A 15903-nucleotide genomic window follows, 5' to 3' on the forward strand; every position below is an offset into this window, starting at 1 on the left:
CACGCAAACTCCGCCTCGCGGTCAAACTTGCTCGGTCCCCAAACAACGTGACAATGCCGCAGCAGGCGCTGCAGATCGAAGGGACAGCGCCGGTCGGTGTCCAGCCGCGCCAGCGCCCGCTGGTGGTTGGCGTGCGCCGCGTCGCGCAGCCGCCGGGCCAGGATGCGCGCACCGGCGAGGCTGATTGCCCGCTCGCCCTCGGAGGGCGCCGCCAGAGCGAGGAACCAGTCCTCCTCCATCCGGTCGAGGTCCAGCAGCCACGGGACCACCCCCGCGCCTGCCGCTGCCGCCTGGAAGCGTTCCACCACTGCCGTCGGCCCGGTCACCGCCAGCGTGTGGCGCAGCCAGTCCGTATGCGCCGGCGCCAGCGCCGCCTCCGGCGGAGTGGGAGCAGCGGCTACCATGCCACTGACCGACGGCATGGTCGCTCAGAAGACGTGGATCACCGACCCACCCGGGGCGAGCTGCTCCAGGCGATCGAAGTCATGCCGGTTGGTCGTCATGACGGGAATGCCGGCCTTGCGCGCCGTCAGATAGACGAGGGCATCGTTGAGCGCCTTGCGCTGATCGAGCTTGCTATAGCCTTGCACCCGGGCAAGCGTCCCGCAAACGAGCCCGGCTTCGATCCAGGTGTCGCGGTCGGGCGAATGGATGCGGCTGGGCAGCATCGAGGCCATCTGCTGCGACCATGCCCGAATCTCCGCGCGCCAGCCCGGCGCGGTCACGTCACGCGCCGCAAGGCCGGTCGCGATCTCGCCGAGGCAGACTGAGCAATGATGGAGGGTGGCGTTGTCCAGGAGCTCGGTCGCGGCCATCGGCAATCGACCGGCGAGATCCTCGATGTAGATGTTCGTATCGAGCAGGACCTTGGTGCGGCGCGTCGCCGCGACCTGGGAGACGTGCAACAACTCCGTCTTGGGACGCAGCGGAATGGACGCCGTGGCCCTGTCCGGCTTGACCTTGCGGAGCAGGGCCTGAAGGTCAGAAGAGGCAGGCACGGCCGATCAGATGTCGAGCCGATAGTCCTTCCCCAGGGAGCCACGCAGCCGCGTCATCACCTTGCCGGTCGGGTCTTCCTTGCCGCGGGCGGGAGCGGGCGGTGCCGCCTTGGCAACCGGCCGCTTCACCACCAGCAGGCTGGTGCTGCGCTTCGCGGGCGGCTTCGCCGTCTTCCGGCTCATCGGCATGCGGAAAATCCTCTCTCACCCGATCCTGGCGCCGCGTTCGGGGCCGCGGCGGGAGAGCATATGGGAGGGGGCGGGCGGTGCGCAATTGTGGCAACTGCGACTTTCTCCTACAGTAGACGCGAGAAGTGCGGTTATCACGTCCACCGGAGGCCAGCATTCTTGGGTGAGATCCAGACCGAGACGCCGCAACTGCCCGCTCGGGAAGCGGCCGAGGCCGCCGAATACGCCCGCGCCAGCCTGGCGCCAGCCACCCTGCGGGCCTACCGAGCTGATTGGGAAGACTTCGGCTTCTGGTGCCGCCAGCGGGGGCTGCCGTCCCTGCCGGCCGCCGCCGAGACGGTCGGAGCCTACCTCGCCAGCTTGGGCCCCACCCACAGCCGCAGCACGCTGCGACGCCGCCTCGCCGCCATCGGCCAGGCCCACCGCCTCGCCCGGCAGCCCTGGACGCCGGGCGATCCTGCCATCCGCAACACCCTGCATGGCATCCTGCGCCGGCACGGCCGCCCCGCCCGCCAGGCCGCTGCCTTGACCACGGCCGAGGTGAAGCGGCTGGTGGCGGTCTGCGGCACCGACCCGGCCGGGCTGCGCGACCGGGCCCTCCTGCTGCTGGGCTTCGCCGCGGCCCTGCGGCGCGCCGAGCTGGTGGCGATCGTGCGCGAGGACCTCGTCTTCACCACCGAGGGGCTGGAGCTGCTGATCCGTCGGAGCAAGACCGATACGGTCGGGGCCGGGCACCGACTCGGCATCCCCCGGGGCGAGAAGCCCGACACCTGCCCGGTGCGGGCCATGGATGCCTGGCTGCGCGTCAGCCACTGCGAGTACGGGCCGGTCTTTCGCCGGGTGGATCCCTGGGGTGGATTTGCCACCTCGGCGCTGCACCCGGACGCGGTGCGCCAGATCCTGCGCAAGCGGGCTGCCGCGGCGATGCTCACCTTGCCGGCCGGTGACCGGCTGTCGCCGCATGGGCTGCGGGCGGGCTTCGTCACCACGGCCTACAAGGCCGGCGTGCCGGACGAGGCCATCATGGCCCACACCCGGCACAAGGATCTCCGCACCATGCGCGGCTATGTCCGACGGGCCGTCCTGGTCTCGGAAAGCCCGGCCAAAAAGCTGGGGCTGTGACGTGCAGCGGCAGAGGCCTGTCGCGTTTGCCGTTCGCATGGCGCCCCGCTAGCTCTCGACGCCACCATGCGCGACGGGGGAGATGAGCGGATCATGGCTATCCTGTGCAGTGCTCCCGGGACCGCCGCGAGCCCCAAAGCTGGCACTCCGCCAGGCCTTGGGGCATCGTGGAGGCTGGACCTTGGCCGCCTGCGGCCGGTCGTACCAGCAATCCCGGGAAGCTCACGGATGGCGCAAGCCCCCACCGCGGAAACAACGAGCCTGGCAAAGATGGACGTCCCCCTGCCGGCCGGCTGCCACGAGGCCATGGTCGCCCTGGTGGAGCGGCGCAATCGGGATCGCAAGCCTGGCCAACGCAAGCTGTATCTGCGCGATATCCAGGGCGAGGCCATCCTGGCCCTTGGCCGCCAGGAGGCGCGGGGCAAGCGCGTGACCTATCTCGCCGTGCCAACCAGCCAACCGCGCAAGCCGATCTGGATGGAGCCGCCGGTGCGCGAGGAGCTGGAGCGCTTGGCCACCACCGTGGGCATCACCCGGGCCGCGGTCATCGTCACCGCCTTTTCGCACTACCTCGATCGACGTGGCCATGGCAGCCGCCGCCAGCCCGTCGCTGACACCCATGCTGCCGCGTAGGGGGTTTTTGATACTTCGATCGGCTGGACAGGCAGCCGGGTACGCGCGCAGTCTCACCCTGTCCGGACTCGCCTCAAGCGAGTATGGATATTTCTTCAACCGTCCTCTGAGGACACACATGGCGCGCTGAACGCAAAAACGGCCGGTGCCTGCAAGCACCAGCCGTTCCGCACTCTAGACACCTAACTTGGGGCAAAACTCTTCGACCCCCAAGCTAGGCCCGGGACGACCCTCCGTCAAGCACCGCTGTGCCTGACAACGGGGAAGCCTTGTCGACCGGTGCGGCTGCGCGCTCGCCAGGAGCGAGCCCATGGCTACGACCGACCAATCGCGACCACCACCCCGGGCTGCCGGAAGGTTGGCACTGCCGCCGCGCCCGACCGGCCGGCGTCGCGTCACCCCGACGCAGATCCGCAACACCGCCGACCTGTCCGGTCGCTTCGAGACGGTCAGCCACTGGCGCGTGCTGGCGGTGTTCAAGCAGGCCTTCCCGCTGCTGGGGCTGGACGAGCGCCTGCGCACGCTGATCGACGTGCTGTTCCGCTATACCCAGGCGCAGGACTGGGATGGCACGGGGCTACCGATCGTCTGGCCCAGCCGCTGGCAGCTGATGCGCGACCTCGGCCTCGGGCTGCGGTCGGTCCAGGTGCATATCGCCCTGGCTCTGGAGGCGGGCCTGATCGTCTCGCACGAGCAGGGCGGTGGGCAGCACTGGGGCTTTCGGGATGCGGAGGGACACATCACCAAGGCTTCGGGCTTCAGCCTGGCGCCGCTGGCCGAGCGGCTACCGCAGTGGGAGCGGCTGCTGGAGGTGCAGCGGCAGGAAGCGGCCGAGGCAGCGCGGCTGCGGCGGGAGTGCGGCTTCCTGCGACGTCAGCTGCTGGAACTGACGGCCGTCGGCGCCGCCCAGGCGGTGGCCGGCACCCTCTGGGAGGAGCTGGAGGCGCAGGCTGAGGCGCTGATCGCGCAGGTCCAGGGCGTCGATGACCCAAGGCCCCTGGCCCCCCTCGCCGGGCGCCTACGCCTGCTGCTGGACCAGGCGACCCAGGCCCTGCGTCAGGCATTCCCTGCGGATTGCGAGGATGATTCACCGTACGGTGCAGCCGCCCTGCACCCCATTACACCTACAAACCAAGTCTCTATCGCTAACGCGATTGCACCGGAGGCCTGCGGCCATGCTCAGGAGGTAGAAGCAGGCGGAACCGGATCGCCCCGCCGGTTGGTCGCAGTCCGCGCGGATAGGCCGGCAGGGGGCGAGTCAGGATCCGGCCATGCGCCGGCGATGCCCGCGCTGCGCGGCTTCCCGGTCACGCCCGAGGTGCTGATGCATCTCGTCCCCGCCCTGCGGCAGCGCAGCCGCCGCGTGCCGACCTCGTGGCGCGACACCTGGGTGCTGGCCAGCGACGCCGGCGCCGAGATCGGCATCTCGCAGCACGCCCGCCTGCATGCACTGAACCTGCTCGGTCCGCAGGGCGGCGCCGTGGCGCTGGGCACCGTACTCGCCAAGCACGAGGCCGGGCTGGTCCGAAATCCCGGCGGCTACCTGCGCCGCATGCTGGAGAGGCATCAGGAGGGCGACCTGCACCTGGATCGCACGCTGCATGGCCTGGCGGACGCGGCGAGTCCGGAAGCGCGACTCACCGCCTCGAAGCGAACCCCGCCGGTCATGAGAGTGTGATCGGCGCGAGTCGCTGCATTTTCAGATTCACAAGGTGCGCCAAGGCCTTGTGGGTCACCACTTTTCAGCATGGGTGGCAAGGCGGCGCTACGGCGGCCCTATTCTATGTTCTTGTTATGTTCCGGATTCGCGGATTAGGTTGCCGGCATGTCCGAAGTGCCCCCCAGCAACCCTCCTGATGACTCCCATGCCCTATCTCCTGCCCAGCCGGAGGAGGTCACCGAAGCCTTGGCCTATGCCCTGCGCTACGACGAGCGCGGCCGACCCCGGCCGCATGGCGGCGAAATGATCGCGGGCCTCGCGGCCCGTCACCTCACCCAGCACCTCCAGCGCACCGGCTTCGTCCTGATGAAGCGCAGGCCCGGACGGCCGCATCGTGCCGGATAAGCGACGTGTCCTCGTCGTGCGCCTGCCGCTGCTCGCCATCGAACGCCTGCGACGGAGAGAGCCGTCGCTCCGTGACCGCCCGCTCGCGACCTGGCAGCAGCAGGGCAACCGGAGGCTGATCGCCTGCGTCGATGCGCCGCCGCTGCAGGCGGGTCAGGCCCTGGCCGACGCCCAGGCGATGCGGCCGGACCTCGTGCTGCAGCCGGCCGACCCGGCGGCGGAGGCGGCGCTGCTGGATCGGCTGGCGTGCTGGGCGCTGCGCTTCACGCCGCTGGTGGCGCTCGATGCACCCGATGCGCTGGTGCTCGACGTCACGGGCAGCACCGGACTGTTCGGCGGCGAGTCACACATGATGGCCGACGTCGCCGCGCGCTTCACCGCCGCCGGATACACGACGCAGCTTGCCATGGCCGGCAATGCCGATGCCGCCGCAGCCATGCTGCGGGCAGGCTTGCATGGTTGCATCGTGCCGCCGGGCGAGGATGCCGCCGCGCTGCGGACCGTGCCGGTGGCTGCGTTGCGTCTGCCCGGGGGCATGGCGGGCGACCTGTGCCGGCTCGGACTAGCGACGCTGGGCGACGTGCTGCGCCAGCCGCGCGCCTCGCTGGCCCGGCGCTTCGGCCGGGAACTGCTCGACCGGCTGGATTTCGCTCTCGGCGCCCGTGCCCGACCGCTCGACCCGATCCGACCGCCGCCGGACTTCTCCGCCGCCCGTTCCTTCCTGGAGCCCATTCTTACCCGCCCGGCCATCGACCGGGCGGTGACCGCGCTGCTGGACGACCTGTGCGACTCCCTGGCCGAGGCCGGCCGCGGAGCGCGACGGCTGAGCCTGCTGGCCTTCCGCGTGGATGGCGCGGTGCAGGAGGTGGCCGTCGGCACCGGCCTCGCCAGTCGTGACCCGGCCCATCTGTTGCGGCTGTTCGCCGGACTACTGGAGCGGCTGGAGCCGGATCTCGGCTTCGAGCGCATGGTGCTGCAGGTGACCGAGACGAACCCGCTCGGCGACCACCAGCTGGCCGGTCGCCTGGGCGGGCACGAGGCCGGCGACGAGGGCCGGGCGCTGTCGGAGCTGCTCGACCGGCTGGGGCAGCGGCTGTCGCTCTGGCGCATGGAGCCCACCGGCAGCCACTGGCCCGAGCACGCCGCGGTGCCGGTCGACGCCTATGCTCCCGTCGCCGTGCCCGCCGGCTGGGGTGAGCGGCTGCGGCCGGTGCGCCTGCTCGACCGGCCCCGGGAGATGACCGTGCTCGCCGAGGCGCCGGATGGCCCGCCAGCCCAGCTGCGCCTGGATGGCCGGATGCATCGGGTCCGGCACGCCGCCGGCCCGGAGCGGCTGGAGCCGGAGTGGTGGACCGAACGCCACGACCGTCCGCGCCGAGACTACTACCGGGTGCAGACGGAATCCGGTCGCCGGCTGTGGATCTGCCGTCTCGGCCAGGACAGGCCGGCGGCGCCGGCACGCTGGTTCCTGCACGGCGAGCTGGCGTGACACCGCCATGGTGCAGGACTACGCGGAACTCGCTTGCCGCTCGAACTTCAGCCTGCTCGACGGCGCCTCGCATCCTGGCGAGCTGGCGGTGGCCGCCGCGACGCTCGGCCATGCGGGCTTCGGGATCTGCGACACCAATACGCTGTCGGGTTCCGTGCGCGGCCACGTCGCCGCCCGGGAGGCGGGTATCGCCTATGCCGTGGGGTGCCGCCTGCGGCTGGACGACGGCGCCGAGTATCTGGCCTGGCCGACCGACCGGGCGTCCTATGGCCGCCTGACACGGCTGCTCTCGCTCGGCCGCATGCGCTCGCCCAAGGGCGAGTGCGCCCTCACCCGGCAGGAGATGGTGGGGCATGCGGAGGGCTGGTGCCTGGCCGCTGTGTCTCCCGTCCGCCCGGACCTGGCCTTCGCCGACCGGCTGCAGGCCGATGCTGCAGCCTTGCGTAACATCCTGGCGATGCCGCTGCTCTGCACGGCAACGATCCGCTTCGACGATATCGACGCGGACCGCCTGGAGGCGCTGGCGGAGATGACGGCCGTCACCGGCGCTGGCCTGCTGGCCACCAACGACGTGCGCTACCACGTTCCCTCGCGCCGCCCGCTGGCCGACGTACTGACGGCGATCCGCCTCGGCCGGACCGTGGACCGGCTCGGGCCCCTGGCAGAGCCCCATGCCGAGCGGCACCTCAAGCCACCGGCCGAGATGGCACGGCTGTTCCGCCACTATCCGGAAGCCCTGCGCCACACCCTGCGCGTGCTCGGCGCCTGCCGGGGATTCTCGCTGGCCGATCTGCGCCACGAATACCCCGACGAGATCCTGGAGCCCGGCCGCACGCCGCAGCAGACGCTGGAGGCCCGCGCGGCGGCGGCCGCGGCGGCGCGTTTCCCGCGCGGCGTGCCGCCCGGCATCCAGGCGCGCATCGACCACGAGCTGCGGCTGATCGAGCAGCTGGACTACGCGCCCTACTTCCTGACCGTGGACGAGGTGGTGCGCTTCGCACGCGAGCACGACATCCTCTGCCAGGGACGCGGCTCGGCCGCCAACTCCACCGTCTGCTACGTGCTGGGCATCACCGCGGTCAACCCCTCCAAGCACGACCTGCTGTTCGAGCGGTTCCTCTCGGCCGAGCGCGCCGAGCCGCCCGACATCGACGTGGATTTCGAGCACGAGCGGCGCGAGGAGGTGATCCAGTTCATCTATCGCCGCTACGGCCGCGACCGCGCGGCGATCGTCGGCACCGTGATCCGCTTTCGCGGCCGCTCGGCGGTGCGTGAGGTCGGCAAGGCGCTCGGGCTGTCCGAGGACGTCACCGGGCGGCTGGCCAAGGCGAGCTGGGGCCCGGGTCGGGACAGCAGCCTGGCCGAGATCGCCGCGACCGAGGGCCTCGACCTCGCGGATCGTCGCCTCCGCCTGGCCCTGGAACTCGCCGAGGAGATCCAGGACTTCCCCCGCCACCTCGCCACCCATGTCGGCGGCTTCGTCATGTCACGCGGTCCGCTGATCGAGATGGCCGTGGTCGGCAACGCCGCCATGGAGGGGCGGACGGTGCTGGAGTGGGACAAGAACGACGTCGAGGCGCTCGGTCTGCTCAAGGTCGATATCCTGGCGCTGGGCATGCTGAGCTGCCTGCGGCGCGGCTTCGACCTGCTGCGCCGGCACCGCCTCGCCGATCTTGATCTTGCCGGTGTGCCACGAGACTGCGAGCGGACCTACGCCATGCTGAGGCGAGCCGACTCCCTGGGCGTCTTCCAGGTCGAGAGCCGGGCGCAGATGAACATGCTGCCCCGGCTGCGGCCGGCGCGGTTCTACGACCTGGTGGTGCAGGTCGCCCTGGTCCGGCCCGGCCCGATCCAGGGCGACATGGTGCATCCCTACCTGCGGCGCCGCTGGGGCGACGAGGAGCCCGTCTACCCCTCCCCTGCCCCGGAGCACGGGCCAGCGGACGAGCTGGAGCAGGTCCTCGGCCGCACGCTGGGCGTGCCGCTGTTCCAGGAGCAGGCCATGCGGGTGGCCATCGTCGCCGCCGGTTTCTCGCCCGGTGAGGCCGACCAGCTGCGCCGCGCCATGGCGACCTTCAAGTACACGCAGGGCGTGGCGGTGTACCGGGACAAGCTGGTCGGCGGCATGGTCCGCAGAGGCTACGATCCCGAACTGGCCGAGCGGGTGTTCCGGCAGATCGAGGGCTTCGGCTCCTACGGCTTCCCGGAAAGCCACGCCGCCAGTTTCGCCCACCTCGCCTACGCCTCGGCCTGGCTGAAGTGCCACCATCCGTCCGTGTTCGCGGCCGCCCTGCTGAACTCCCAGCCGATGGGCTTCTACGCGCCGGCACAGATCGTGCGCGATGCCCAGGCGCACCGCGTGGCGGTGCGGCCGCTCGACGTCAACGCGAGCCAGTGGGACTGCACCCTGGAGCCGGAGGCGGGCAGCGCCGAGGGCCTGGCGCTCCGGCTGGGGCTTCGCCTCGCCGCGGGCCTGGCCGCCGAGGACGGCCAGCGGGTGGCCGAGGCCCGGCGTGCCGGCAACGGCAGCCCCTACGCCTCGGTGGACGAGGTGGTGCGCCGCGCCGGCATCGGCCGCAAGGCCATCGAGGCGCTGGCCGCGGCGGACGGCTTCGCGGGCATGGGCCTCGATCGCCGGGCGGCCATCTGGGATGCCAGGGGGGTCGAGAACGACACCCCTCCCCTGCTGCGGCTGGCGGCCCGGGCTGCCGCCGCGGGCGAACCGCCACTGCTCCGCGAGCCCGCCCCCACCCTGCCCGCCGAGGCCGCCGGACAGTCGGTGGTGCTGGACTACACCGCGACGGGGCTGAGCCTGCGCCAGCATCCGCTGGCCCTGCTGCGCCCACGGCTGCGCACGCTCGGCTGCCGCGATAGCCGCGAGCTCGGCGGCCTGCGCGCCGGGCAGCGGGTCCGCCTGGCGGGGATGGTGCTGATGCGGCAGCGCCCGGGCACCGCCAAGGGCATCGTTTTCGTCACCGTGGAGGACGAGCACGGCACCGCGAACCTGGTGGTGTATGCCGACGTCGCAGCCCGCGACCGGGCCGCGCTGATCGGCGCCCGGCTGATGGTGGTCGACGCCCGGGTGGAGCGCGAGGAACGGCGCGCCGAGGTGCCGATCGTCCACCTCATCTGCCGCCGCCTGGAGGACCGCTCCGATCTCCTGCGTGGGCTGATGGCGGAGCCCGGACCTGAAAGCTGGGGCGATCGGTCCATGGCCCGCGCTGACGAGGTGCGCCGCGCCGATCCCGGATCGGGGCGATCCAGTCAGAGGATGCCAGGTAGTCGTGATTTCCGCTAACCGAAAGTCATGACCTCATTTCCTCATGAGGAAAGGGCGCCGCATTTCCTCTCCCCGTTATCTCATGCCCTCATGAGGATAGGAACTCATTGGCGTGGCAGCGGTGGGCATTCCCTATCGTATTAGTACATAATAATCATTGGTTTAAGCGATATTCTGAGAATGAACTCGGTGCATTCCTCATGAGGTCATGACCTTTGGAGATCATGCGATCATGAGGATGTTGTGTTACGTCCTCATGAGGTATATCCCTCATGATCTTGCGAGGGTATGAGGGCATGAGCGCATGAAAGTGGTCGCAGTAACGTCCGACAAAGGCGGAATGGGCAAATCAACCGCCGCTCTCAATCTAGCCTGTGCCGCGGTTGAGGAGGGCTTTGAGGTCGGCATCCTGGATTTGGATCCGCAGGCATCGGTCGGCCGGTGGGCGAGGGTCCGTAAGAAGGCCAAGCTCCCGCCAAAGCCGCTTGCTGAGACATGCGTTCCCATCGACGTGGAAGACCGCCTCGCGGAGCTGGAAGAGGCTGGCGCCGATCTTGTCTTCCTGGACACTGCCGGCCGCGACAACAATGCCATCACGGCTGCTATCGCCAAGGCAGACCTCATCCTGATCCCATGCCATCCTACCGATCTCGAATTGTCGACATTGGGACCAACGCTCAGCCGTCTTCGAGCGGAGCAGAAGCCGAACTATGTCCTGCTGATCGACTGGAGTGCAGGCGCGACCCGTCGCCGTGGCGACGCATCGGTGGCCATCGGCCGTGCTGGAGGCAAGGTTGCTCCCGTTCCTTACACGCACCGCGCCAGTTACCGGGTCGCACTGGAGAATGGCCAGGGCGTCACCGAATTCGAGCCCAATCACAGCGCGGCCAATGAGATCAGGGGCGTGTGGAAGTGGTTGAAGACCGAACTTGGTATCGCTCGGCAAAGGCAGGAGAGGGCGGCTTAAGAAGATGGCACGACGCAGCAGCGCGATTGCCAACCTGGATATCGAGGCGGAAGGTTTGGCACAGCCGGATGGCCTGGCGGAACGTCTTCAGCGGAACCGCGAGACCCGAACCACAACGGTATCTGCGATCACCTCTCCGACGAAAGGAGCCGCACAGCCTGCCGATCCGGCTTCTGCTGTCAACATGCCGCCTGGACGCAGTGGAGGCCGAGGCCGAAATGACTGGCGCAACGGGAAGGCCATGGTCCAGGTGGCTCTCGATGAGGAGATGCACACCGAACTGAGCATCATCGCCAAGCGTCGAAGGATGACGCTGAGCCAGCTTGCCCGCGAAGCCATGAACCTTTGGCTCGAAACCCACGGGCATACCCTTCGCATCCGATGAAGCTAGACCTCATTACCTCATGAGGTAACTTCATGTCCTCATGGTCTCATGAGGAATATTAACTGCCTTGTCTGCGGTGGTCCGCAGTCTCCGTCTAGCCATTACGTCCGAACGATAACCGAGCCGGCCGCTACAGCGGCTCGGCGCATTCGTGGTTCCGGACTGCTGGGTAGGCGGCAAGGACATGAAGTCCCTCACAGCGATTGCCGTTTCCGTTCGCACCGCAGCTGACAATCCTCGAACCGGGCCGGATTGGAGGGCAACGGGTATGAGAGGACATCTGGGGGGCAGGGAAGATCCGCTACCGCTAGCGTCGGACGCGCGACAAGGGTTCGTCGCTGCGCTCCCGCGCCGGGGCAGGCCCCGGCCGCGCCCTTGTCCCGCCTCCGCCTCGCGGTCGCCGGGTGGAATCCAGGCGAAGGATTCCGGGCGATGAGTGGGCATGACGAGGAACTGCAGCGGCTGCGCGAGGGGGTGAACTGTGCAGCCCTGCTTGAACGGTTGACGCCCCCATGGCGGCTGGACAAGGCCGCCAGCACACGGGACTGCCTCAAGTACCGCCGGGGCAAGGGCGAGATCATCATCGTCAACCATGGCGGCCACGGCTGGTGGGACGCCGGGGGCACCGCCAAGGGCGACGTGTTCGGGCTGGTGCAGCACCTGAACCCCGGACTGAGCTTCGGCCATGTCCGCAAGCTGCTGCGGGAGATGATCGGGCTCCAGCCCAGCTTTCCCGAGCACCCTCGGACGGTCAGGGCCGCCGGCGACGGCATCCCAGCAGCGGATCGCTGGACCGCGGCCCGTCCTCTCCGCCCGGGCGGCAGGGCCTGGCGCTACCTGACGGAAGCCCGCCGGCTGCCGGGCCCGATCCTGCGGGCCGCCGTAGCGTCCGATGCGATCCGGGAGGGCGCCTATGGCACGGCCTGGTTCGCTCACCGCGACGAGTTGGGCGCCCTGACCGGCTTCGAGATGCGGGGCGCGGATTTCCGTGGCTTCGCCAAGGGGGCGGACAAGACCCTGTTCCGGCTGCCCGGTTGGATCCCGTCGCAGCCACGGCGCCCGAGCCGGCTGGCCGTGGCCGAGGCGCCGATCGACGCCCTCAGCCTCGCGGCCATCGAACGGTTGCGGGGCGACACCCTCTACGTGGCGACGTCCGGAGGCATGGGCCCCGGAACGGTACGCGGTCTCGCCCTCCTGCTGGCGGACCTGGCCACCTTCCCGGATGCCCTGCTGGCCAGCGCGACCGACAACGATCCGGCTGGCGATCGCTATGCCGCCATGCTGGCCGAGCAGGCCGCGGCGGTCGGCGTGCGCTGCGAACGGCTGGCGCCGCCCGCGCCACTGAACGACTGGAACGACGCGCTGACACAGGGGAGGGGGGCATGACCGCCTTCACGGAAACCCCGACGACACCTCTCAGCCAGGACGCGGTGGATCTTGCGCGAGCACTGCGCGCTGCCTTCCAGCGCATGCCCGAGCGCCGGCGACAACGCTGCACGGTCCCGCCCACCGGCGACGCCGGCATCGACCGCCCCGTGCTGGTCGAGGCCTTCGACGGCTCGGACCACTACGCGGGGGTGATCGTCAGGGGAGAGCGTGACGACGCCGGCGCCTGGCTTCTGGACGAGGCCTTCACTCTGCTCACCCTCGACCACGGTGACGGCGCCGACGCCGCGCTGGTGGCGTGCAACGGATGGAACTGCCATGTCGAGCGCCTCTGATCTCGCCGTGCAGGGCCGGCCGATCGCCGGTCTGACGCGCACCCAGGCCGAGGCGGCTTCGCTGACCGGAGCGGTGCTGGTGCTGGCCGGTGCCGGGACCGGCAAGACCAGCACCCTCACCGCCGGCGTCGCGCTGCGCATCGCCGAGCGTGGCATCCCGGCCGCCCGGATCCTGGCCGTGACCTTCACCAACAAGGCTGCCGGCGAGATGCGGGCGCGCATCGTCGCGCTGCTCGGGGGACAGTCCGCGCCGTCCTGGATCGGCACCTTCCACGGGCTCGGTGCCCGGCAGCTCCGGCTGGAGCCGGAGATGGCCGGTCTGCGGGCGGATTTCGATGTGCTCGATGCCGACGATGCCAGGCGACTGCTCAGGCGCGTCATGAAGGCGTCCGGGACGGAGGCGGGCGAGGACGAGATCATCGGCAAGGACCCCGTCAAGGCGATCGCCGGCCATATCGGGCGCTTCAAGGAGAACATGGTCACGCCCGCCCAGGCGGCGGTCCGGGTCGAGGCCATGCTGGCCGCCAGTCCGCTGGCCGATGCCTCTGGGCTGCGCGCCGCAGCGCGCCTCTACCCGGAGTATCAGCGCCGGCTGCGAGACGCCAATGCCGCCGACTTCGGGGACCTCCTGCTCTGGCCCGCCGTGGCGATGGCAGCCGACGAGGAGCGCCGCCGCCGCCTTGCCGGCCGCTTCTCCTGCCTGCTCGCCGACGAGTACCAGGACGTGAATGCCGTGCAGTACCGCTGGCTTCGGCTGATGGCGCAGGACCACGGTGAGATCTTCGCGGTGGGCGACGACGATCAGGCGGTGTTCGGCTGGCGAGGCGCCGATATCGAGTACATCCGGCGCTTCACGCGGGACTTCCACGGCTCTGCCGTGGTCAAGCTGGAGGAGAACTTCCGCTCCACCGGGCATATCCTCGCCGCGGCCAATGCGGTGATCGCGCGCGACGACACTCGGCTCGGCAAGACGCTCCGACCCACGCGCGAGCAGGGCCAGCCGATCGAGGTGGTGAGGTTCCGCAACGACGAGGCCGAGGCCACCGGCCTCGCCTCGGAGATCCGCAGCCGCCACGCAGAAGGCGTACAATGGCAGGACATGGCCATCCTCTACCGCGCCAACCACCTCTCGCGCGGAATCGAAGACGAGTTGCTGCGGGCCAAGGTGCCCTACGTCCTCGTCGGCGACGTCGCCTTCTACCAGCGTGCCGAGATCAAGGATGCCCTCGCGCTGCTGCGCCTCGCCAACTCGCCAGACGACTGCCAGTCCGACGAGGCCTTCCGCCGTGCCTGCAACAACCCGCCCCGTGGCATCGGTCCGAAAGCCCTCGACCTGCTGGAGCGCGACGCGGAGTGGCGTGGATCGTCCCTGCTGGCGGCGTGCCACACCGCCGACTTGCCGCCCCGGGTCCGGGGCACGGCGGGAACCTTCGCCGATGCCATTCGAGGCGTCGCGGCCGATTCCACGGCCTCGGTCGCCGACCGGCTCTCCCAGCTGCTCGACCGCACCGGCTATCGCCAGTGGCTCCGCGACAGCAGGGCCGAGACGGTCGAAGGGAGGCTGGAGAACCTCGCGGAGCTGGTGCAGCTGGCCAGTGGTTTCCATTCCGCGACCGATCTGCTGGAGCATGCCGCCCTGGCCAGCGCAGCTCCCGGCGAGGAGACCGAAGGGCGGGTGCAACTCCTCACCCTCCACCGGGCCAAGGGCCTGGAGTTCGGGCACGTCTTCCTGCCTGCCTGGAACGACACGATCTTTCCGAGCCAGTACGGTGATGCTGCCGAGGAACGGCGCCTGGCCTATGTGGCCCTGACCCGGGGCAAGGAGCGGGTGGCCGTCAGCTACGCCGAGTTCCGGCGCGGCTACGTCGATCCCTCGCCGTTCCTCGACGACATCCCGGCCGACAACCGCCACGAGGGCTGGCTGCGGCCCGTGGCGCGGCGGCCAGCGCGGATCTCGCCCCGTCAGGCCGGTATGGACGCCCTCAACGAGATGGTCGCCGGCCTTCGGTCCCGGCCGACGGCATAGCAGGCCGCTGCTCGATCACATCCCCACAGGAAACCAGCGATGCACACCGAAGCCTCCTTCATCCAGCGCCTCGAGCGCTACCGTTCCTCGAACACCGTGCCCCATGCGGTTTGGGTCGCGGACTGGCAAGCCGAGACCGATCGATGGAGCGATCCCGTGCTCCTGCCCCGCAGCAACGTCGAGCCGGCCCTCGCGGCGGCCGAATTCGTGCAGAGCCTGGACCGGGAGATGGACCGTCAGGCCGCGGACAGGTTCTTCTCCGCCTGGGGCGGTCGCGTGGCATGGTTCTTCTGCCGCCGGGAGGGGGACGTCGCGGTCGCCTACCTTCGTCAGGCCGTGGGACATCATTCTCCCATCCTTATGGGCTGGACGGACAGGGTGGAGAACAAGATCCAGGACGTGGCGCACGCCCATCCGCTCCTGGCACGCTTCCTGGGCATGAGAGAGTACAGTTGGGACACCCCGGAGTACCGGACCCTGTGTGCCGACCTCGGCCTCGATCCGGACTTCCAGCGGCCCTGTCCCCTGCCGGAGCATGCGGAGATGGGCGGCCAGCTGATCCGCTGGCTCGGCAAGCAACTCAACATCCTGGGTGTCATCGGGCCGGCGATGGACGATCCGCGGTGGGTGTACCTGAACTTGGGGAGGGACATGGTCACGGCCCTGCTACCCGAGGGCCGTGAACGCCCCTGGACCATCCGCGAGATCCTCGGGCGTCTCAAGGCGGTGCCCCCGCATGCCGTGCCATGCCGTGACGAGTTCCTGCGGGCCTTCGCAGACGTTCCTGCCGCCGAGCCGGGAGAGCGGCCGTGGCGGCCAGTTCCGCCGCCGAGCTTTTTCGCCCGTGTCGAGGCACTGCTGAGGCGTCCCGTGCAAGGGCGCTGAGGAGCGTCGAAGGAAAGGGAGGTGGAGTGGCAGGAGGCCCTGCCACCCTCGCCCGGTGCGCAGCAAGGGTTCGTCGGCTGGTGCCTCCCGCCGCTGCGCGGCGCCCTTGTCTCGCCCCGGATCGGGGCGGCTGCGGGGAGGGG

Annotated in this window: 14 protein-coding genes and 1 pseudogene; 12 read left to right on the plus strand and 3 right to left on the minus strand. The window is 69.9% G+C overall.

The window, feature by feature from the left end:
- The 3 genes and pseudogenes from BT98_RS26285 to BT98_RS0119085 all read right to left on the minus strand — a co-directional run.
- Positions 1-422: pseudogene (locus BT98_RS26285) on the minus strand (hypothetical protein); the annotation flags it as partial.
- Positions 423-428: 6 nt separating this feature from the next.
- Positions 429-998 carry a type II toxin-antitoxin system VapC family toxin gene (locus BT98_RS0119080; RefSeq protein ID WP_027297406.1) on the minus strand — a complete coding sequence of 190 codons (570 nt, stop codon included), beginning with the start codon at positions 996-998 and terminating at the stop codon, positions 429-431.
- 6 nt (positions 999-1004) lie between these two features.
- The gene (locus tag BT98_RS0119085; protein ID WP_027297407.1) at positions 1005-1187 is read right to left on the minus strand and encodes a hypothetical protein; all 183 of its coding nucleotides are present in this window, start codon (positions 1185-1187) and stop codon (positions 1005-1007) included.
- Between the two features lie 159 nt (positions 1188-1346).
- Between BT98_RS0119085 and BT98_RS0119090 the strand changes: the two genes are divergently transcribed.
- The 12 genes from BT98_RS0119090 to BT98_RS0119145 all read left to right on the plus strand — a co-directional run bounded on the left by BT98_RS0119090 (position 1347) and on the right by BT98_RS0119145 (position 15760).
- Positions 1347-2309: a tyrosine-type recombinase/integrase gene (locus BT98_RS0119090; RefSeq protein ID WP_051544339.1), complete on the plus strand. Its 963-nt coding sequence runs from the start codon at positions 1347-1349 to the stop codon at positions 2307-2309.
- 270 nt (positions 2310-2579) lie between these two features.
- A complete protein-coding gene (locus BT98_RS0119095; protein ID WP_027297409.1) occupies positions 2580-2942 on the plus strand; it encodes a ribbon-helix-helix domain-containing protein in 363 nt (120 codons plus the stop codon).
- A 310-nt stretch (positions 2943-3252) separates the two neighbouring features.
- The gene (repC, locus tag BT98_RS0119100) at positions 3253-4620 is read left to right on the plus strand and encodes a plasmid replication protein RepC (RefSeq protein ID WP_081798670.1); all 1368 of its coding nucleotides are present in this window, start codon (positions 3253-3255) and stop codon (positions 4618-4620) included.
- A 147-nt stretch (positions 4621-4767) separates the two neighbouring features.
- On the plus strand, positions 4768-5007 hold the full coding sequence (locus tag BT98_RS27365; RefSeq protein ID WP_126281742.1) for a hypothetical protein: 240 nt from the start codon (positions 4768-4770) through the stop codon (positions 5005-5007).
- Complete coding sequence (locus BT98_RS0119110; RefSeq protein ID WP_037251613.1) at positions 4997-6496, plus strand: Y-family DNA polymerase; 1500 nt, start codon at positions 4997-4999, stop codon at positions 6494-6496. The genes BT98_RS27365 and BT98_RS0119110 overlap by 11 nt, the downstream gene beginning before the upstream one ends.
- Positions 6497-6503: 7 nt before the next feature.
- Positions 6504-9794 (plus strand): error-prone DNA polymerase, encoded by a 3291-nt coding sequence (locus tag BT98_RS0119115; protein WP_027297412.1) that lies wholly within the window; start codon positions 6504-6506, stop codon positions 9792-9794.
- A 286-nt stretch (positions 9795-10080) separates the two neighbouring features.
- Positions 10081-10743, plus strand: coding sequence for a ParA family protein (locus BT98_RS25120; protein WP_075822242.1), 663 nt, complete (start codon positions 10081-10083; stop codon positions 10741-10743).
- 4 nt (positions 10744-10747) lie between these two features.
- Positions 10748-11128 (plus strand): hypothetical protein, encoded by a 381-nt coding sequence (locus BT98_RS27370; RefSeq protein WP_126281743.1) that lies wholly within the window; start codon positions 10748-10750, stop codon positions 11126-11128.
- Positions 11129-11560: 432 nt separating this feature from the next.
- A complete protein-coding gene (locus tag BT98_RS0119130; RefSeq protein WP_037251616.1) occupies positions 11561-12514 on the plus strand; it encodes a DUF3991 and TOPRIM domain-containing protein in 954 nt (317 codons plus the stop codon).
- Entirely contained in the window at positions 12511-12849 is a 339-nt protein-coding gene (locus BT98_RS0119135; RefSeq protein WP_027297414.1) for a hypothetical protein, read from the plus strand. Before BT98_RS0119130 ends, BT98_RS0119135 begins: the two co-directional genes overlap by 4 nt.
- Positions 12833-14875 (plus strand): ATP-dependent helicase, encoded by a 2043-nt coding sequence (locus tag BT98_RS25125; protein WP_081798671.1) that lies wholly within the window; start codon positions 12833-12835, stop codon positions 14873-14875. Before BT98_RS0119135 ends, BT98_RS25125 begins: the two co-directional genes overlap by 17 nt.
- Before the next feature lie 39 nt (positions 14876-14914).
- A complete protein-coding gene (locus BT98_RS0119145) occupies positions 14915-15760 on the plus strand; it encodes a hypothetical protein (RefSeq protein ID WP_027297415.1) in 846 nt (281 codons plus the stop codon).
- The last annotated feature ends 143 nt before the right edge of the window (positions 15761-15903 follow it).

Origin of the sequence: Roseomonas mucosa ATCC BAA-692, assembly GCF_000622225.1 — a bacterium.
In the GTDB taxonomy this organism is placed as follows: domain Bacteria; phylum Pseudomonadota; class Alphaproteobacteria; order Acetobacterales; family Acetobacteraceae; genus Roseomonas; species Roseomonas mucosa.